At 71.3% G+C, this 19,267-nt stretch carries 19 protein-coding genes; 1 reads left to right on the top strand and 18 read right to left on the bottom strand.

What is annotated here, in order from left to right; translation table 11 throughout:
- Positions 1 to 176 precede the first annotated feature (176 nt).
- Positions 177 to 728 (top strand): hypothetical protein, encoded by a 552-nt coding sequence (locus HGA03_RS04310; RefSeq protein WP_168629012.1) that lies wholly within the window; start codon positions 177 to 179, stop codon positions 726 to 728.
- A gap of 117 nt (positions 729 to 845) precedes the next feature.
- Here the strand turns inward: HGA03_RS04310 and nusB are convergent, their stop codons facing one another.
- The 18 genes from nusB to HGA03_RS04220 form a co-directional block, all read right to left on the bottom strand.
- Entirely contained in the window at positions 846 to 1,262 is a 417-nt protein-coding gene (gene nusB, locus HGA03_RS04305) for a transcription antitermination factor NusB (RefSeq protein WP_168629011.1), read from the bottom strand.
- 1 nt (position 1,263) lies between these two features.
- The gene (gene efp / locus HGA03_RS04300) at positions 1,264 to 1,827 is read right to left on the bottom strand and encodes an elongation factor P (RefSeq protein WP_168629010.1); all 564 of its coding nucleotides are present in this window, start codon (positions 1,825 to 1,827) and stop codon (positions 1,264 to 1,266) included.
- A gap of 107 nt (positions 1,828 to 1,934) precedes the next feature.
- Entirely contained in the window at positions 1,935 to 2,408 is a 474-nt protein-coding gene (locus HGA03_RS04295; protein ID WP_168629009.1) for a hypothetical protein, read from the bottom strand.
- Positions 2,405 to 3,085, bottom strand: a complete 681-nt coding sequence (locus HGA03_RS04290; RefSeq protein ID WP_168629008.1) for a hypothetical protein — start codon at positions 3,083 to 3,085, stop codon at positions 2,405 to 2,407. Before HGA03_RS04290 ends, HGA03_RS04295 begins: the two co-directional genes overlap by 4 nt.
- Positions 3,086 to 3,168: 83 nt before the next feature.
- Positions 3,169 to 4,296, bottom strand: a complete 1,128-nt coding sequence (gene aroB, locus HGA03_RS04285; protein WP_168629007.1) for a 3-dehydroquinate synthase — start codon at positions 4,294 to 4,296, stop codon at positions 3,169 to 3,171.
- Positions 4,289 to 4,819 carry a shikimate kinase gene (locus tag HGA03_RS04280; RefSeq protein WP_168629006.1) on the bottom strand — a complete coding sequence of 177 codons (531 nt, stop codon included), beginning with the start codon at positions 4,817 to 4,819 and terminating at the stop codon, positions 4,289 to 4,291. The genes aroB and HGA03_RS04280 overlap by 8 nt, the downstream gene beginning before the upstream one ends.
- Entirely contained in the window at positions 4,816 to 6,003 is a 1,188-nt protein-coding gene (gene aroC, locus HGA03_RS04275; RefSeq protein WP_168629005.1) for a chorismate synthase, read from the bottom strand. Before aroC ends, HGA03_RS04280 begins: the two co-directional genes overlap by 4 nt.
- Before the next feature lie 90 nt (positions 6,004 to 6,093).
- Complete coding sequence (locus tag HGA03_RS04270) at positions 6,094 to 6,888, bottom strand: type IV pilus inner membrane component PilO (protein ID WP_168629004.1); 795 nt, start codon at positions 6,886 to 6,888, stop codon at positions 6,094 to 6,096.
- Complete coding sequence (locus HGA03_RS04265; protein ID WP_168629003.1) at positions 6,885 to 7,571, bottom strand: fimbrial assembly protein; 687 nt, start codon at positions 7,569 to 7,571, stop codon at positions 6,885 to 6,887. The genes HGA03_RS04270 and HGA03_RS04265 overlap by 4 nt, the downstream gene beginning before the upstream one ends.
- Positions 7,568 to 8,638 carry a type IV pilus assembly protein PilM gene (gene pilM / locus HGA03_RS04260; protein ID WP_168629002.1) on the bottom strand — a complete coding sequence of 357 codons (1,071 nt, stop codon included), beginning with the start codon at positions 8,636 to 8,638 and terminating at the stop codon, positions 7,568 to 7,570. The genes HGA03_RS04265 and pilM overlap by 4 nt, the downstream gene beginning before the upstream one ends.
- A gap of 88 nt (positions 8,639 to 8,726) precedes the next feature.
- Positions 8,727 to 9,512 (bottom strand): prepilin peptidase, encoded by a 786-nt coding sequence (locus tag HGA03_RS04255; RefSeq protein ID WP_168629001.1) that lies wholly within the window; start codon positions 9,510 to 9,512, stop codon positions 8,727 to 8,729.
- The gene (locus HGA03_RS04250; protein WP_168629000.1) at positions 9,512 to 11,422 is read right to left on the bottom strand and encodes a hypothetical protein; all 1,911 of its coding nucleotides are present in this window, start codon (positions 11,420 to 11,422) and stop codon (positions 9,512 to 9,514) included. Before HGA03_RS04250 ends, HGA03_RS04255 begins: the two co-directional genes overlap by 1 nt.
- Positions 11,422 to 12,174, bottom strand: coding sequence for a type II secretion system protein (locus HGA03_RS04245; RefSeq protein WP_239073450.1), 753 nt, complete (start codon positions 12,172 to 12,174; stop codon positions 11,422 to 11,424). The genes HGA03_RS04250 and HGA03_RS04245 overlap by 1 nt, the downstream gene beginning before the upstream one ends.
- Entirely contained in the window at positions 12,171 to 14,018 is a 1,848-nt protein-coding gene (locus HGA03_RS18405) for a type II secretion system protein (RefSeq protein WP_203767085.1), read from the bottom strand. Before HGA03_RS18405 ends, HGA03_RS04245 begins: the two co-directional genes overlap by 4 nt.
- Positions 14,019 to 14,106: 88 nt before the next feature.
- On the bottom strand, positions 14,107 to 14,544 hold the full coding sequence (locus HGA03_RS04235; protein ID WP_168628999.1) for a type II secretion system protein: 438 nt from the start codon (positions 14,542 to 14,544) through the stop codon (positions 14,107 to 14,109).
- A gap of 207 nt (positions 14,545 to 14,751) precedes the next feature.
- Complete coding sequence (locus HGA03_RS04230; RefSeq protein WP_168628998.1) at positions 14,752 to 15,978, bottom strand: type II secretion system F family protein; 1,227 nt, start codon at positions 15,976 to 15,978, stop codon at positions 14,752 to 14,754.
- Positions 15,978 to 17,408 (bottom strand): type IV pilus twitching motility protein PilT, encoded by a 1,431-nt coding sequence (locus tag HGA03_RS04225; protein WP_239073451.1) that lies wholly within the window; start codon positions 17,406 to 17,408, stop codon positions 15,978 to 15,980. Before HGA03_RS04225 ends, HGA03_RS04230 begins: the two co-directional genes overlap by 1 nt.
- 106 nt (positions 17,409 to 17,514) lie before the next feature.
- Positions 17,515 to 19,188, bottom strand: a complete 1,674-nt coding sequence (locus HGA03_RS04220) for a GspE/PulE family protein (RefSeq protein ID WP_168628997.1) — start codon at positions 19,186 to 19,188, stop codon at positions 17,515 to 17,517.
- Positions 19,189 to 19,267: the final 79 nt, after the last annotated feature.

Genomic DNA, 19,267 nt, shown 5'->3' with positions numbered 1-19,267 from the left:
ACTCCTTCCCCGCCTCACTGGACGGTGTTAAAGGAACTGCCTTACGCCGACGACCTTACCCCGGGCGGGCGGGTGCGCCGCGCTGCGCGGGGGTGAGATGGGCCACGGGTCGGCCTGTGGACAACGGCCGCCGGGGGCGGGCGCCCGGCTACCGTCGGTTGCCCCGGGGGGTGAGCATGGGAGTGGCGTGGGGGGACGAGTCGAGTGTGCAGATCGACGGCAGGCTGCTCTACGTGCTCGGCGCCGTGCTGGTGGCACCCGGCGAGGTCGAGCACACGCGCGGACGCGCCCGCCACCTGCGCCCACCTGGCCGGCTGAAGGCGCACTGGTACGACGCCGGCGGTCGCAGCCGGTCCCACTTGACCGCCGCCTTCGGGTCGCTGCCGCTCACCGGACTGGTGGTCGTCCGGAGCTGTCCACCGGATGAGCCGGACGAACGCCGCCGCCGGAAGTGCTTCGAGACGTTCGGGCCCGCGCTGGAGCAGCTCGGCTGCGCTCGGGTGGTGATGGAGTCACGCGGCGAACGGGCCGATCGGCGGGACCGGGAGCTGGTGGCCGCACTGCGCACCCGCCGGGTGATCGACCAGCTCTGGGTGGATCACCGGCGCGGGGCGGAGGAACCGCGGCTCTGGCTGGCGGACATCGCCTGTGGGATCACCACCAGTGCGTGGCGCGCGGGCACACGGGCGCCCGCGTCGATCAGCGTGCTGCGCGTGGGTGAGCCCTGACATGCGCGAACCCCGGGCCCCACCTCGTGGCGGGACATCCCGGGGTTCACTTCCTGCACCCCAGCGGGGCCGGCAGATGCGCTCAGATTATCACCGTCCGGCCCAGCGGGTCAGGCCTCAGCCCAGCAGCGTCGGCTTCAGGTCCACCACCCGGCCGAGCAGGCCGTTGACGAAGGACGGGCTCTCGTCGGTGGACAGGTTCCGGGCCAGCTCGACCGCCTCGTCGACGGCGACCGCGTCCGGGACGTCGTCGTTGAACAGGATCTCCCAGGTGCCCAGGCGCAGCAGCACCCGGTCGACGGCGGGCATCCGGTCCAGCGTCCAGCCGTGCGAGTGGGTGGCGAGCACCTCGTCGATCCGGTCGCGGCGGGCGCAGACCCCCTCGACCAGCTCGACCGCGTACTGCGGCAGGGCCGCCTCGGTGCCGGGTTCGACGATCCGCTCGGCGAGCAGGGTCATCGGGTCGACCCGGCGCTGCTCTGCCTCGAAGAGGACGTCGAGCGCACGCTTGCGGGCCTTGGTGCGAGCTCCCACGTCAGTCGTTCACGCGGCCCAGGTAGGAGCCGTCGCGGGTGTCGACCTTGACCTTGGTGTCGGCCTCCAGGAACAGCGGGACCTGGATCTGGTAGCCGGTCTCCAGGGTGGCGGGCTTGGTGCCACCGGTGGAGCGGTCGCCCTGCAGGCCGGGCTCGGTGTAGGTGATGGTGAGCACGACGGAGGCGGGCAGCTCGACGTAGAGCGGGACTCCCTCGTTGGTGGCGACCACGGCCATCTGGCCCTCGAGCATGAAGTTCGAGGCATCGCCGACGGTGGCGGCGGCGATGGTGATCTGGTCGTAGGTGTCGGTGTCCATGAAGACGAAGTCGTCGCCGTCCTGGTACAGGTACTGCATGTCGCGCTTGTCGACATTGGCGGTCTCGACCTTCAGGCCGGCGTTGAAGGTGCGGTCCACGACCTTGCCGGAGAGGACGTTCTTCAGCTTGGTGCGGACGAAGGCGCCGCCCTTGCCCGGCTTGACGTGCTGGAACTCGATGACCGTCCAGAGCTGGCCGTCAATCTTCAGCACGGTGCCGTTCTTGAGGTCGTTCGTCGTCGCCACGTTCGTCGCTTCCTGTCAGGGTTTCCGGTCGCCCCACCATGCGCGCGGCCGCACATCCGTGCAGGTGCCACGCGCGGCCGGGGCTGGGCCGCCGACCATCCTAGCGCCTACCGGGTGAGCAGCCAGCGACCGAGCACGCCGAGCGCCCCGGCCCAGACCAGCGAGGCCAGGGTGCCGATCACGAAGCGCTCGGAGACGCCGGGGTCCGATCCGCTGCGCAGTTCGGGGTAGCGTCCCAGGCCCTTGATCGCCACCACCACCGCGACGCCGCCCGGTTCGCCGGCCAGCAGGGTGCCGGTGACGGCCAGTCGTTCCAGCACACCGATCCAGGTGCCGCCGCGCAGCCGGGCGCGCGCCGCCGCACCGTCCGGGCCGCCGCGGGTCGCCGGTCCAGCGCCCGGTCCGGCCTCCGGATCGGCCCCCGGGTCGACCTCCGGTGCGGCTTTCGGTCCGGCGGGCGGGGCGACGGTGCGGGGCGCGCGGTCGGCCAGGCGCAGCACCCCGGCGGCGACGAACCAGCCGAGCCCGCCGCTGACCGCCAGCGCCAGCACCACCACGACCACTGCCCACACCGGGCTCATCCGGCCTCCCCCTCGTCGCCCTCGTCGTCCCGGGGCCCATCGTGTCGGTCGCCCGCGGCCAGCCGGAGCAGGCGCGCCGCTGCGGGCCGGGCGGCGACCTCCTCCGCCCAGAGCGCCGCGCGCAGCCGGGCGCTGACCGCCTGCTGGCTGATGCCGAGCGCGGCGGCGATGTCCTGCTGGCGGGTGCCGGGCTCCCCCGTCGCGGCGGACATCCGGTCGATCACCGCCCAGCCCGCCTCGGTCCGCCGGTCGATCACCGAGCCGAGCAGCACCAGGACGCCCTCGGCCTCCGCCGCCAGATCGGCCCGGGGCCCGCGGACGGCGAGCGGGACACTGCGCAGCCGGGACTTCGCCGCCTCGACCGCCGCACGGGCGTGGATGAACGCGGTCCCGGAGCCGGCGCGGGAGGACGGCGGCAGCGGTGTGTCGACCCGGCCCGCGCCGATCCCGATGCTCCAGCCACCGATCCGGACCAGGTGCAGCGCCAGGTCGACCACCAGCCCGGCATCGGCGATCACGGCCTGGACCTCGTCACCGACCGTGCGCTCGAACGGCAGCAGCACCGCGCCGGGGGCGGCGGTCACCAGCGGCGAGTCCGCAGCCAGGCCGGCCAGCAGCGCGTCGACCCGGTCGCCGACCCGCCGGCTGCCCACCTGGTCCACCGTCAGGGTCCACATGACGCCAGGGTAGCGCGTGGTAACCGCTCTTACAATGGAGCAAGCTTGTAGCTGTTCTTACAAAGCTCCGGGCTTGTTCGGCCTCAGCCCAGCGACAGGCTCCGGGGCGTGGTCGCACCCTCGGAGACCTCCGCGTACGCGGCCAGCAGCAGCGTCGGGTCGGGACCCTCCAGCCGGGTGGGTCGCGCCACGTCCTCCAGCACCACGAACCGCAGCAGATCGCCCCGGGTCTTCTTGTCCCGGCGCATCGCCGCGTACAGCTGGTCCCAGCGGTCGCCGCGGTAGCTGATCGGCAGGCCCAGGCCGGACAGGATCGACCGGTGCCGGGCCACCACCGACTCGTCCAGCCGCCCGGCCAGCCGCGCCAGCTCGGCGACGAAGACCATCCCCACCGACACCGCTGCACCGTGTCGCCAGGAGTACCGCTCCACGTGCTCGATCGCGTGGCCGAAGGTGTGCCCGTAGTTGAGGATCTCCCGCAGCCCGGCCTCCCGCAGGTCCTCGCCCACGACCCGGGCCTTGACCGCCACCGACCGCTCGACCAGCTCGGCCAGCACCGGCGAGTGCGCGGCCCGCACCGGGTCGGTGATCTCCGGCCCGTGCTGCTCGACCAGCTCCAGGATCCGGGGGTCGGCGATGAACCCGCACTTGACCACCTCACCGAGCCCGGCGACGTGGTCGTGCGCCGGCATGCTCTCCAGCGCGGCCAGGTCGCAGAGGACCCCGACCGGCGGGTGGAAGGTGCCCACCAGGTTCTTGCCCTCGACCGTGTTGATCCCGGTCTTGCCGCCCACCGCGGCATCCACCATCGCCAGCAGCGTGGTCGGCACCTGCACCACCTGCACCCCGCGCAGCCAGGTCGACGCGACGAAGCCCGCCAGGTCGGTGGTCGCACCTCCGCCCAGACCGACGATGGCATCCGAGCGGGTGAAGTCGGCCTGGCCGAGCACCTGCCAGCAGAACGCCGCCACCTGGGCGGACTTCTGCGGCTCGGCATCCGGCACCTCGGCGAGCAGCGCCTCCAGCCCCTGGGCGGCCAGGTCGTCCCGGACCGCCTCGGCCGTGGTCGCCAGCGCCGCCGGGTGCACGATCAGCACCTTGCGCACCCCGGGCCGCAACAGGCCGGGCAGCTCACCGAGCAGGTGCCGCCCGATCAGGACCGGGTACGGCTGCTCCCCCGCCACCTCGACCCGGCGCAGGTCCTCAGTCATCCGTTCCCTCCCACAGTGCGATCACGCGCTCGACGACCTCCTCCGGCGGCACCCGGTCGGTCGGCACGGTGTGCGTGGCCAGCTCCTCGTACACCGGGCGGCGCTGCTCCAGCAACGCCTGCCACTGTGCCCGCGGATTGCCCAGCAGCACCGGGCGCGGCTGATTGAAGCCCACCCGGCCCGCGGCCGACGCCAGCGTGACCTCCAGGAAGACCACCGTGCCGCCCTGCTCACCGTAGCGGGCCAGCGCCTGCCGGACCCCGGGTTCCAGCACCGCACCGCCGCCCAGGGCGAGCACCCCGTCGTGCCCGTCCAGCGCCGCCAGCACCGCCGCGCGTTCCAGCTCCCGGAACCGCGGCTCGCCGTCCTCGACGAAGACCTCCGCCACCGGCTTGCCGGCCGCCGCCGCCACATCCGCGTCGGTGTCCCGGAACCCCAGGCCCAGCCGGCCGGCCAGCAGAGCGCCGACCGTGCTCTTGCCCGCCCCCGGCGCGCCGATCAGCACCACCCGGGGCGCGGTCATCGCAGCAGCTCGGGGATGGACGCCAGGTAGGCCTCCAGGTTGCGGCGCACCTCCGGCACCGAGTCGCCGCCGGTCTTCTCCAGCAGCGCGTCGGCCAGCACCAGCGCCACCATCGCCTCGGCCACCACCGCCGCCGGCGGCACCGCGCACACGTCGGAGCGCTGGTGCTGTGCCTTGGCCGGACCGCCGGTGGTGTCCACCGTGTCCAGCGCCCGCGGCACGGTGGAGATCGGCTTCATCGCCGCCCGGACCTTGAGGATCTCCCCGTTGGTCATCCCGCCCTCGAGCCCACCGGCCCGGTTCGAGCGCCGCCGGATCACGCCGTCGGCGTCCCGCTCCATCTCGTCATGGGCCTGCGAGCCGCGGCGGGTGGCCGTGCGGAAGCCGTCGCCGACCTCGACGCCCTTGATCGCCTGGATGCCCATCAGCGCCCCGGCCAGCCGCGAGTCCAGCCGCCGGTCGGCGTGCACGTAGGAGCCCAGCCCGCTCGGCAGCCCGTAGGCCAGCACCTCGACCACGCCGCCCAGGGTGTCCCCCGCCTTGTGGCAGTCGTCGATCTCCGCGACCATCGCCGCGCTCGACGCCGGGTCGAAGCAGCGCACCGGATCGGCGTCCAGCGCCGCCACGTCGTCCGGGGCCGGCAGCGCGGCACCCTCCGGCACCGCCACCGGCCCGATCCCGACCACGTGCGAGACCAGCCGCACCCCGGCGGCCTGCTCCAGCAGCCTCGCCGCGACCAGCCCGAGCGCCACCCGGGTCGCGGTCTCCCGCGCCGACGCCCGCTCCAGCACCGGCCGCGCGTCGTCGAAGCCGTACTTGCGCATCCCCACCAGGTCCGCGTGCCCCGGTCGCGGCCGGGTCAACGGCGCGTTGCGGGCCCGGTTCAGCAGCTCCGGGTCGGCCACCGGGTCCGCGGCCATCACGTCGACCCACTTCGGCCACTCGGTGTTGCCGATCTCGATCGCCATCGGGCCGCCCTGGCTCACGCCGTGCCGCAGCCCCGCCAGGATCCGCACCTCGTCCTGCTCGAAGGACATCCGCGCGCCGCGGCCGTAGCCCAGCCGGCGACGGGCCAGCGCGGCCTGGACGTCGGCGGTGGTGACCTGCACCCCGGCCGGAAGACCCTCCAACACCCCCACCAGCGCGGGGCCGTGCGACTCACCGGATGTCAACCAACGCAGCATGGGGGCGATCCTTTCACGGCCGGGGAACGACGCCGCGCCCCGGCCCAGTGGGTGGACCGGGGCGCGGGGCGCGGGCGGGGTGGTGAGGGGTCAGCCCACCGGCAGGAACGGGTTCGGCTGGTCGGTGGGGACCGGCAGCTCGCCCTCGTCCACCGCGGAGTCGTCCACGGCCGGCGTGCCGCTCTCCGGCAGCAGGTAGGCGTAGCCGTTGATGGCCAGCTCCACGTCACCGCGGGCGGTGGCCGGCCGGCCACCGGAGGCACCCTCGTCGTCCTGGGTCTGGGCGTCCAGCCCGTACACCAGGAACAGCCGCCCGTTCCCGGTCTGCAGGGACGTGAGGAACGTCCTGGTCGCGTCGTAGGTGCCGACCGTGGTGATGTTCACGCCGATCAGGTACATCCCCTTGGCCGAACCTTCGTCAGAGTCCGCGGTGTCGGTGGTCCCCGTGTCGTCGGCGGTCGTGTCGTCGGCGGCGTCGTCGGAGCTGCCGTCCTCGGTGGCGGTGCCCGAGTCGGTGGTCACACCGGCGGCGACGGCCAGCTCCTGCGGGACGCCCGGCTCCAGGACGGTGACCGTGACCCCGGCGGCGTCGGCCAGCGACTGCAGGTACGTGGTCAGACCGCTCACGTCACCGGTGGCCGGGATCTCCTGGCGCAGTTCGGCGAGCTGGGCCTTGTACTCGTCCAGGTGGGTGGCCTGCTCCTGGAGCTTGGTGATCTCCAGTTCCAGCAGGTCGTTGCGGGCCAGCGCGTCCTCGGTGGCGGTGCGGTCCTCGGAGGCCTGGGCCAGCACCGGGTCGATGGCCAGGAACCAGGCTCCCGCGGCGACGAGCACCGCGAGAACGGCGGTCCCCAACGCCCAGAACGTGGTCGTGGAACGTCTCACTGGCCCTCCTCCTGCTCGCTGAAGCGCCCGGCGAGCGCGCTGGTCTCGACGTTCACGGTCCCCTGCACCAGGTAGTAGAGGGACCCGTCCTCATCGGTGCGGGTGGCGGAGGTGAACCAGGGGTCGGACAGACCCGGCAGTGGCTCGACGGCGTCCACCCAGGCGGCGGTGTCCGGCAGCACCAGCGACCGGGTGGTGAAGCTGATCGTGCCGATCGAGTCGGTGACGAAGGGGTTCATCGACGCGCCGTTCTCGACGCTGCTGACCGTGATCGACTCGTAGGACACCCCGGCCGGGGTGACCGCGCGCAATGCCTCGATGTACTGCGCCCAGTTCACCTCGGTCGCGGTACCGGCGATCCGCGCGTTCTGCACCAGCTCGATCTGGTTCAGCACCTGGGGCACCTCGGCGTACTCGGCCTTCTGGTTCTGCAACCGGGTGGTCTCGGACTGCGCATCGGCCAGGTCGTCGGCGGCCTCGTTCGCGGAGTACAGCGCGCCGCCGTAGCCGAGCACCGCCACCAGGATCACCAGCAGCAGCGACAGCAGCAGGAGCCGCTTGGTGCTCTTCTGCCGGCGGGTCTTCGCGACCTCGGGCGGCAGCAGGTTGACCTGCGGATAGGTCACCACCGCGGTGGTCAGCTTGCCGGGACGACCCTGGGCGGACGTCAGGTTGGCGGTCATGCGGCCACCCCCATCGCCAGGCCGAGCGGCACCGCGTAGGTCGACGGCTCGCCGCCGAGCGACTGCGGGTTGAGGTTCTTCGCCAGCGGGAAGGTCTGCAGCGGCTCACCGACCGCGACGGCGACCCGCGTGGCCGAGGCCAGGTACTGGCCCAGCCCGGGCAGGAACGACCCGCCTCCGGACAGCACGATCTGTTCCACACCGCCTCCGGGGTTGCTGCTCGCGTAGTACACGAGCGTGTTGCGGATCGAGTCGACCATGCCGGTGACGACCTCGGCGATGATCTGCTTCGCGGTGAGGTCCTCGGGCGCGCTCGCGAGGCCGACCCCCACCCGGCGCTTGATCACCTCGGCCTCGGCCGCCGGCACGTCCAGCGCGCCGGTCAGCGCCTCGGTCACGTCATGGCCACCCGCGGGCAGGATCCGGACGAACCTCGGCATGCCGTCGACCACGATCGACACGTTGGTCACCCGGGCGCCGATGTCGACGAAGGCCCGCACCCCGGAGCCGAAGCCGGACCGGGCCTGCAGCCGCGCCACGGCGAAGGCGTTCAGGTCGACCATCACCGGCCGGAGCCCGGCCAGCTCGACCGCGCGGGTGTTCGCCAGGACGGTCTCGGCGGTGGCCGCGACCAGCAGGCCGTGCACCATGGGCCCCTCGGCCCCGACCGACGTGCTCACCGGATGGAAGTCCAGCAGGGCGTCACCGGCGGCGACGGGCAACAGACCCTCGACCTGGAACGGCAACGCGGCGCGCAGCTGGGCCGGGGGCATCTGGGGCATGTCGAACTCGCGCACCATCACGCGCTGGTTCCCGACCCCAACCACCACCTCCTTGGAGCCGAACTTCCGATCGCTCCACAACCGCTTGATCGCGGAGGAGACCGTGGCCGGTTCGGCCACCTCCCCGTCGTGCACCGCTCCCCAGGGCAGGGGCATGGTCCCGGCACGGACCACCCGGCCGGGGGCACCGCGCCGCGCGGCACCGGGGCCGCCGTCGAACTCGACCTCGGCCGCGCGCACCGCGGTGGTGCCGATGTCGAGTCCGATCACTCGGGTCTTCGCCACCAGGTGGCCTCCTTCTCACGGAGCGTGACCGTCGGTCACGCTTGTCGTCTCATCGGCGTTCGCCGTCGGAACTTGAGGGCCGGCCCGCTCAGCCGAAGACCCCGAGGTACTGCTCCCAGACCGCCGGCCCGGCGACCATCCCGATCGCGGCGCCGCCGAGCATCCAAGGACCGAAGGGGATGGCGGTGCGCCGGCCCGCGCGACCGAGCACCACCAGTGCCAGCGCGAACAGCCCACCCAGCAGGAAGGTCGCGAACCAGCCGATCAGCAACGCACCCCAGCCGATCCAGCCCAGCGCCATCCCCAGCACCCCGGCGAGCTTCACGTCGCCCAGCCCCATACCCGCCGGGTAGACCAGCAGCACCAGGAAGTAGAAGACCGCCAGTGCGGCCCCGGCCAGGACCGCCCGCAGCAGGGCGCCCCAGTCGTCACCGCCCCAGGAGGCCACGGCCAGCAGCGCCAGCAGCACGGGGTAGGACGGCAGCACGATCGCGTCCGGCAGCCGCCTGGTGTCCAGGTCGATCAGCGTCAGCGCCACGCCGATGGCGGCCAGGTAGAGCGCGGCGGGCAGCAGCCACGGGGTCCCCCGGGCCACGGTCCACCCGCAGGCCAGGGCGAACAGCACACCGGTGCCCGCCTCCACCAGCGGGTACCGCACGGGGATCGGCTCGGCGCAGTCCCGGCACCGGCCGCGCAGCAGCAGCCAGCCCAGCACCGGCACGTTGTCCCGGGGCCGGATCCGGTGTCCACAGCGCGGGCAGGCGGAGGGCGGGGACACGACGGACTCGCCCCGCGGCACCCGCCAGATCACGACGTTGAGGAAGGACCCGACCAGGAGACCGAGCAGCCCGGTCAGGACGATGCCGGCGACCATCAGTCGCGCACGCCCTTCGGGGTGTCGATCTCACCCGAGTAGCGCAGCGACCACTCGGAGTTGGCCCAGGTCGGGAAGTAGGGCGGGCGGGTGTACTGCAGCCGGGAGTCGTACTGGTAGAGCTTGGCGTAGCCGGTCATCGAACCGCCGGAGCCCTGTCCGACGATCCCGCGCCACCGCTGGGCGATCGACCCGTAGACCTGCAACGTGCCGGCGTTGGCGCCCTTGTCGTACTTCTGCACCAGGAACGAGTGCTGCAAGGTCTGGATCGACCCGGTGATCATCACGCCCTTCGCCGGGGTCGTGGTGTAGCGGTAGGGCCACCCGGTGACATCGGACTCCCCGGTGGGGGATCGCCAGCGGACGGCGTACCCGGTGCAGTTCCCGCGCCGGTCCGTGCCCGTGCAGTAGCGCTCGGAGGTGACCGTGGCGACCCGGGGATGGAAGATCTCGACCGAGTTGGTCGCCACCAGGCCCAGCAGGTCGTCGCCGCTCTGCCCGCCGGCCAGGATCAGGTCACCGGTCACGATCACGGACTGCTGGGCGGAGATCGTCAACCGGCCGTCGAGGACGCCCTCGGCGTAGAGGTTGCCCTGCCCGCAGAACTTGCCCGGCTCGGTCATGTTGGTGTCGAAGGTGTACGAGATGCCTGCCACGCTCGGATCCACCGAGTGCTCCGCGGCGTAGCTGCCCAGCGGCAGGCGGCGGTTCGCGTCCGGGCCACCGATCTCCCCGGCGTAGCACTGGCGGTTGGCCGTGCCGGAGTTCGCGGCGTAGATCACCATCTCGGTCGGCACAGGGAGGGTGGCGCCGGCGGTGGAGTCGAGGGCGTCGAGCGTGCCGCAGTTCGGCGCGGTGCCGTCCTCCGGGGCGATCGACACCGGGGCCTGCAGGCCGTTGACCGACTTCTTGTTCCAGACCGTCATCGTGCCGTTGGAGTTGAAGATCACCCGGGTCGCACCGAAGTAGTGGCAGCCGGGGTTGGTGGCGAAGGCGGCGGAGTTGTCCACCAGGTACTTCGGCTGCGCGTACACCGGCTTGGTGCCGTTGAAGTTCGCCGTGCTGCCCGATCGCAGGCAGTTCTGGTTCCAGGAGTTCGTGCTGCTGCCGGCGTTGGCGCAGGAGGGCAGCGCGGTCTCGAAGCCCTTGGCGAAGGTGGCCCCGCTGCTCAGCACCGCGTCGTTGCTGAACACCGCGCCGTCCAGGTAGTCGTCGGCGATGAACGTGATCTCCTTGCAGCTGGCCGATGACCGCCCGTTGTACCAGTACTTGGCATTCGAGTAGCCGCCCGATCCACAGGCCGCCTTGGTCGCGCCGTCCGGGCTGTACGCCTGGGTGTTCGACGGGTCCGCCGACTCGAAATCGGTGTAGTAGACGTAGTCGGTGGATCCGCCCATTCCGACTGTGGTCTCGATCGTCCGGTAGACGCCGTTCATCCGGCCGGTGACCGTGAGCAGCACGCTGCCCTGGGTGACCTTGCGGCTGGCGTCCACCGAGTAGTGGAAGGCCGCCTCCTCGTCGACGTCCGCCCCGGGCTGCACCGGCAACCACCCGGCCGCCGTGCCCTCGGCCCACCCGCAGGTGTTGGTGGCGGTGACCGGACCGCGCCACGCCTCGTTGTCGCAGTCGACCGTCATGCCGTACGACGGGTCCCGGTCCAGCCGGCTGATGAAGTCGTCCACGCCGGACTGGGCCGCTGCCATCGCCGCCGCATAGTCCTGCGAGTACCGGGAGAACCGGGTGCTGCTGATCGAGTACGCCAGGCCGGTCAGGGCGAGCATGGTCAGGATCATCATCGACCCGACCACGATCACGATGGCCGCACCCCGGTCGTCCGGACGGTCCGCCCCGCGGATGCGGCGGAGCACTCCCCGGCCGATCCACCGGGGCAGCGTGCGTCGGGTCGCCATCAGTCGTCCTCTCCCTGCGGGATGACCGCCTGCGCGTTCGGCAGGGTGATCCGCTGGATGTAGGTGGTCGGGTCGGGCCGGGTGGGGCTGTCGGACTGCACGGTCAGGGTGATCTCCACCGAGAGCACCTTGTTCAGGTCCGCCGCGCTGAGGACGCCGCCGGCACCCGGGTTCAGCCGGGTGCCACCGGGTCCGTAGAAGGTGAACACCGCCGAGGAGGTCTGGACGCCGGAGACCACGTCCCGCGTGCGCAGCCTGGACTTGCACTCCGCCGAGGCGCCGGTGGCCTCGGCGTTGCAGTACTGGTAACCGTTGGAGGTCGGGTTGGGCGAGTCCGGGATCTGCACCTTCTCGACCAGCACGCCCGCCTTGGCCCCACTGGACGCGATCGTGTAGGTGATCTGGCTCGGGCCGACCGCGTTCTTGGCGTTGTCCAGGTTGCCGTAGAACTTCATCGACAGGTCGCCACCCTGCATGAACGCCTCGACCTGGTCGCAGGTCGCGTTGCAACTGGTGATCAGCTGACTGGGCTTGACCGCGGTGCGGGTGGTCTTGCTCATCCGTTCCACCGCGACCCGGGCGGCATCGATCTGGTCCTGGCGGGCGACGTTCTGGCCGTTCGCCCGGGTGAGCATGATCGACAACGAGGCCGCCGCGGCGATCACGATGCCGAGGATCAGCATCACGATCAGCATCTCGGTCAGCGAGGTGCCGCGATCCTCGGACCGCAGCCGGCGCAGCGCGGCGCTCACGGTCCCACCGTGCCCGGGCTGGTCGAGTTGAAGGTCAGGGTGTACGAGGTCTGGCCACCCACGACGATCGTGCCGCCGAGGGTGCAGGTCCGGCTGTTGGTGTTGCGCTGGTAGATGTACCAGGTCCCGCCGTCCAGCGTGCCGGTGGCCTTGGTCCCGCTGCGGGTGAGCTGGGTGCCGGACGGTGTGTTGGTGCACGAGGCGTTCAACGGCGCCGTGGTGGCCCAGACCTGGGTCTGGTTGGAGTTCGTCACCTTGTCCACCGTGACGGAGGCCGGCTTGACCACCCAGGTCAGCACGGTGTCGGTGTCGTAGTCGATCACCGTGGAGTACTGGCCGGACGGCACCCCGACGCAGCCGCTGCCGGGCTGGCCGGTGGTGACATAGACGAACCAGTCACCGGCGGGCAGGGCGAGCGGGCCGCTCCGCGCGGCATCGACGTTCACCGTCACGGCCTCGTAGCCCGGTCCCGGGCAGGTGGTCACCGAACCGGTGATCTTGCTCCGGTTCAGCGCCCAGAGCACCCCCGATGGCGCGCCGTTCACCCGCAGCGTCGTCGTCCCCCAGGACCGTTGTCCGTTCTCGCCGGACACCAGCGTCAGGGAGGCGGGGCCGGGCGAGCAATCGAAGGTGGTGCCGGTGACGAAGAAGTCCCACTCGCCCGGCAGCAGCGACGCCCCGTTCGGGTCGATCTGCTGCACACCGGACGCGGTGCAACTGGTGGTGCCGGTGGGCCCGGCGAACAGCGCCGTCGTCCCCGCGGGCAGGTTGGTGAACGAGACCCGGGCGGGGGTGAGGGTCACGTACAGGTCCAGGGTGCCGCCGGCCGTCAGGGTGCCGGTCGGATAGCCGGCTGCCGGTGCGCTCGTGCCGACATAGGCGCCGTAGGTGGTCGGCCAGAGCCCCTCGACCGGCGTGATCGGACCCTGCGCGGGCACGGTGCGGGAGCCGGTGGTGCCCGAGGACTCGCTCGCGACCAGGGTCAGCTGGGCGCCGCCCGCCGGAAGCGGGTTACCCGACTCGTCCACCAGGTGCAGGTTCACCGTCCCGGCCTTGGCGACCTGGAAGATCACGTTGTTGTTCAGCTGGCCCTGCTTCACGGTGCCCACGGCCTTGCTCGGGGTGGCCGTGCCGGAGATGTCGACGTAGTCGGTGTCCGTGACCTGGGCGGTGTACGCGGTCCCCGCCGTCGCGTTGGGGCTGACCTGGATCACGGCGCAGCCGTCGGCGTCGGTGGTGCCGGAGCGGGTGGTGCCATTGCCGGTGACCTTCACGCCGCGGCCGACATTCGCGGCGCCGGTCTGGTCGGTCACCTTGACCGCCACGAAGGAGTCGGTGGTCGGCACGCCCGTCCCCTTGGGCGGGGCGAGCTGGGTGGAGTTCACCACCGGCCGGGTCGAGCCCATGTTCGACCAGGTCACCGTCACGGTGACGCCGAGGGTCGGATAGTCCACGATCGAGCCGCCGTCGCAGGCCGACTGGCCACTACCGGTGATGTTCCACTGCACGGCGGTGGTCACGGTGAAGGACGTCCCGTCCACCACCAGCGGCTGCCCCGCGGTGCCGTCGGTCAGCGGCCGGGCATTGACCTGGGTGCCGGCGTTCGCGATCGTCACCGGGGCCGAGTCCGAGCGCCCGAACTCCTCCCGCACGATGTCGATCTCCCGCGCCGCCAGGTTCGCCGCCGCCACCCGGTTCCGGTTGTCCAGCCCGGCCCGCTGGGACTGCAGCACGATGGTCATCACCGCGGCCGCCATGATCCCGAGCAGCACGCAGGCGATCACCACCTCCAGCAGGGTGGCGCCCTGGTCACCGGTGACACGGCGACGGACGATGCGGACCACGGGGCTCCTTCGGGCAGGGCGGGCGGGAAGCGCACGACACGGGGCGGGGGGCGTCTGCCCTCCGCCCCGTGTCAGGTTCAGTGCTCGATCAGCAAGCCTTGGCCTGCAGCCCCTCGTCGGCGGAGTAGCTGAAGGTCTTCTTGTCCCCGGAGTCGTTGGTGAACTCGATGCACCACGCCTCGGAGTCGTCCCCGTCGGTCAGCTTGACGAACTTCGTGCCGGTGGAGACCTTGATGTCGGCGACCGAGTCGGCGGCGCCGGCCTCCTTGAGGACGACGTCCGCACTCTCGGCGGCCTGGGATGCGGTGATCTCGCCGGTCCCGTCCACGAAGTAGGTCGCGATCTCCTTGCCCGCGGTCGACACGTCGGCCTTGGTCGAGGTGTCGCGCGCCTTCTCACGCTGGTTCAGGAACACCGGGATGGCCACGGCGGCCAGGATCCCGATGATGATCATCACGACGAGGAGCTCGACCAGGGTGAAGCCCTGGTCCTTCTCGTCCATGGACTTGCGAATGCGAGCGAGCACGTCGGGCTCCTTCATTGCCATGTGCGATTGCACAAGCGGTCAGCGTCATTTTCGGAATGCCGAGCCGAGGCGCGGCAGGGAAACTGCATCTGGCTCATCGGCACGGAACGCTCGGACCCTGAGCCGGGGCGCAGGATTCACCCGACTGCACTACGACAAAACGGACGCTCCACCCGAATGGGTGGAGCGTCCGTGGGACGGCGAGGCTCAGGAGATCTGGTTGTAGATGTCGAAGATCGGCATGTACAGGGCGACGATCATGGCGCCGATGATCCCGCCGATCGTGACGATCATGATCGGCTCGATCAGGCTGGTCAGCTGCTCGGTCGTCGCCTCGACCTCCTCGTCGTAGAAGTCGGCGATCTTGTCGAGCATGGTGTCCAGCGCACCGGTGTCCTCACCGACCGCCATCATCTGCACGACCATGGACGGGAACACGCTGTGCTGCGCCAGCGGCGCCGACAGTGACATACCCGATCGCACCGAGTCGCGCACATCCTTGACAGCGTGTGTGATGGCCACATTTCCGGCCGTCTCCCCCACGATGTCCAATGCCTGGAGCAGCGGCACACCGGCCCGCACCATGGTGCCGAAGTTCCGGCTGAACCGGGCAATGGCGACCTTCTTGAACAGCGATCCGAACACCGGGACCCGCAGCTTCAGCGGGTCGAGCCGCTCCCGGACGGCCAGGTCGTTCTTGTGCTTTCCCCACCACAGCCCGGCGGCGATCACCACGACCAGCAGCGGCAGCGCCGCCCACTTCATGATGTTCGAGCCGACCACCAGGATCTGCGTCGGCAGCGGCAGCTCGGCGCCCATCTCGGTGAACATGTTCGCGAACACCGGCACGATGAACATCAGCATGCCGACCACCGCGAGGATGGCGATCACGAAGACCACCACCGGGTAGGTCATCGCGGACTTGATCTTGCCGCGGAGCTTGACCTCGGCCTCGAAGTTGTTCGCGATCGAGATCAGCACCTCCTCCAGGAAGCCGCCGACCTCACCGGCCCGGATCATGTTCAGCATCAGCGGCGGGAAGATCGTCGGGTGCTTCTCCATCGCGGCGGACAGCGACTGCCCGGTCTCGACGCCGGCCCGCACCTGGCCCAGCGTCTTGGCCAGCACCTTGTTGTCGGTCTGGTCGGTGAGGATCGACAGCGCCCGCAGCAGGCTCAGGCCGGCCGACACCATCGTGGCGAGCTGCCGGGCCATCACAGCCAGGTCCTTGGTCTTCACCCCGGAGCCGAACCCGAGCTTGATCTCGCGGTTCAGGCCGGTGGTGGAGACCTCGTTGATCTCCAGCGGGGCGATGCCCATGGTGCGCAGCCGCCCCGCGACGGCACCCTGGTGGGCGGCCTCGATCCGGCCCTTGACCAGCTTGCCCGCCTGGTCGCGGGCCTGGTACTCGAAGGTGCGCATCTCCGCCGACATCACAGCCCCTGTCCGGCCATCGTGGCCGCGCCCTGGTTGATCGAGGTGCTCCGACCGGTGAGGCGGTTGAAGTCCTCCGAGTTGTGGCACTTCTCCAGGCCGACCTCGTAGGTGATCTTGTGGGTGCGGACCAGCTCGGCCAGGTGCTGGTCGAGCGTGTGCATCCCCTGGTCGGCGCCGGCCTGCATCGCCGAGTAGATCTGGTGGGTCTTGCCCTCCCGGATCAGGTTCCGGATCGCCGGGGTGGCGACCATGACCTCGGTGGCGACCACCCGGCCCGCGCCGTAGCTGCGCTTGCAGAGGGTCTGGCAGACCACACCCTGCAGCGCCGAGGCGAGCTGGGTCCGCACCTGGTCCTGCTGGTAGGCCGGGAACACGTCGACGATGCGGTCGATGGTCTGCCCGGCGTCCTGCGTGTGCAGGGTGGCGAACACCAGGTGACCGGTCTCGGCCGCGGTCAGCGCCACCGAGATCGTCTCCAGGTCACGCATCTCGCCGACCAGGATGATGTCCGGGTCCTGGCGCAGCACGTGCTTGAGCGCGTTGGCGAACGAGTGGGTGTCCGCCCCGACCTCGCGCTGGTTGACGATCGACTTCTTGTGCCGGTGCAGGAACTCGATCGGGTCCTCGACCGTCATGATGTGGTCGGCCCGGGTGCGGTTCGCGAGGTCGATGATCGAAGCCAGCGTGGTCGACTTGCCGGAACCGGTCGGCCCGGTCACCAGCACCAGGCCGCGCGGCAGCCCCGCGAACGACCCGACCACCGGCGGGACACCCAGTTCCTCCAGCGGCTTGATCTCGTACGGGATCACACGGAACGCCGCGCCGACGGACTCCCGCTGCTGGTAGAGGTTGACCCGGAACCGGGCCCGCCCGCGCACGGCGTAGGCGAAGTCCAGTTCCAGCTCGGCCTCGAACTGCTCGCGCTGCTTCTGGGTGAGCACCGCGAACAGCGACCGGCGCAGGGCATCGCCGGTCAGCACCTCGAAGCCCGCCAGCGGCGCCAGGGTGCCGGACACCCGGACCATCGGGGGCGCCCCGGTGGTCAGGTGCAGGTCGGAGGCGCCGACCTCGACCATCTGCAGCAGCGCCTGGTCCAGATCGACGTCGCCGTCCTGGCGGGTCGGGCCGAGGGATGCCCGGCCGGTACCGGAGGGCGGCGTGGGCCGCAGCGGGGGCTGGCCCTGGCCCGCGACCGGCATCCCCGACTGCGCGGCCGGGTGCGCGGGCGGCTGGGGCGGCAGCACCTGGGTCGGCGATCCGGCGGCGGGCAGCCGGTCGACCGGTGCCGGCGCGCCGGCCTGCCGCAGCGATGCCCGGGTCGGCGGCAGCGCCGCGTCGGGCGCCACCGGCGGGATCATCCGGGTGTCCGCGGTCTGCCGGTCCTCCGGCGTCCTGGACGGCCCCGGACCGGGATAGTGCTCGCTCACGACTCCACCTTTCCGGCGCCCGCGCATCCGGGCGCCCCGGCCGCGCCCGCGGCCACACGTTGTGTCATCGGCCGCATCGGGCCGACCCTGAAGCGATCGGCCGCGCTCACGCCACCACCCGGAGGATCTCCTCCACCGAGGTACGGCCCAGCACCACCTTCTGCCAGCCGTCGTCGCGGAGCGTGATCATCCCCTGCTGCCGCGCGGTCGCCCCGATCTCCGCCGCCGACGCACGGCCCACCGCCAGCCGCTCGATCTCCTCGGTCACCCTCATCACCTCGTGCAGGGCGACCCGGCCGCGGTAGCCGGTCCGCGAGCACGCGACACAGCCGACCGGGCGGAACAGCTCGGGACGTTCCTCCCCCGGCATCCACGGGAACCGGGCGGCGAGCAGTTCGTCCTCGGTGGGCAGGTACGGCTCGCAGCACTTGTCGCACAACCGCCGCGCCAGCCGCTGCGCCACGATCGCGTCCAGCGCCGACCCCACCAGGAACGGCTCGATCCCCATCTCGGTCAGCCGGGTGACCGCCGACGGCGCGTCGTTGGTGTGCAGGGTGGACAGCACCAGGTGACCGGTGAGCGCGGCCTCGATCGCGATCTGCGCGGTCTCGTGGTCCCGGATCTCACCGAGCAGTACGACGTCGGGGTCCGAGCGCAGGATGGACCGCAGCGCGCCGGCGAAGGTCAGGCCCGCCTTGGGGTTCACCTGGACCTGGTTGATCCCGGGCAGCCGGTACTCCACCGGGTCCTCGACCGTGATCACGTTGATCTCCGGCCGGGAGACCGCGTTCAGGGTGGCGTACAGCGTCGTGGACTTGCCGGAACCGGTCGGCCCGGTGACCAGGATCATCCCGTAGGGCTTGGTGTACGCCTCCTGGTAGACCTCGAAGTTGTGGTCCAGGAACGCCAGGTCCCGCAGGTCGAGGGAGGCGGTGGAGTTGTCCAGGATCCGCATCACGATCTTCTCGCCCCACACCGTCGGCAGGGTCGCGACGCGGAGGTCGATCTTGCGGCCGCTGTGGGTGACGGACATCCGGCCGTCCTGGGGCTTGCGCCGCTCGGCGATGTCGATGTCGGACATGATCTTGACCCGGGAGATCACGCCGCCCTGGATCTGCTTGGGCGAGCGCTGCATCTCGTGCAGCACGCCGTCGATCCGGTAGCGGACCCGCAGGTCGTGCTCGGTGGGCTCGATGTGGATGTCGGAGGCCCGGTCGGAGATCGCCTGGGTGACCAGCAGGTTGACGTACCGGACGATCGGGGCGTCGTCCTCGACCACGTCGCCGATCCGGGACAGGTCGGTCTCGGTGGGGGCCTGCTCCTCCTCGAAGGCGCTGGACAGGTCCTCCATCTCCCCGTCGGCGCGGCAGTACCGGTCGATCGCCCGGGTGACGTTCTCGAAGGTGGCGACCACCGGCAGGACGCTCATCCCGGAGACGGTGCGCACGTCGTCGACGGCGACCACGTTGCCGGGGTCGGCGGTGGCCAGCACCAGCGCCCCGTCCTGGAAGCCAACCGGCAGCACCGTGTACCGCCGGCACAGTGCCGCGGGGACCATGGTGACCGCGCTGCGGTCCACCGGGTACTCGTCCAGGTCGACGAAGGCCATCCCGACCTGGCGCGCCAGCGCGGCGACCAGCTGCCCCTCGGTGAGGATGCCGATCTCGACCAGCGTGCGCCCGAGCGACTGCCCGCGGGCCATCTGCTCGTCCAGCGCCGCCATGAGCTGCGCCTCGCTGACCAGTCCCTCGTCCAGCAGGATCTCGCCGAGCTGCTTCAACCGACCGTTCCCTCCCGGGCGGGCTGCACACCCGTCCCGGAACACCCATCGGCACGAAGGGCGGGGTGGATGAGCCCTC

It is taken from the genome of Cellulomonas denverensis, from assembly GCF_012396125.1.
In the GTDB taxonomy this organism is placed as follows: domain Bacteria; phylum Actinomycetota; class Actinomycetes; order Actinomycetales; family Cellulomonadaceae; genus Cellulomonas; species Cellulomonas denverensis.
The sequence above is the reverse complement of the archived record's forward strand: the minus strand, read 5'-3'. Positions and strand labels throughout refer to the sequence as shown.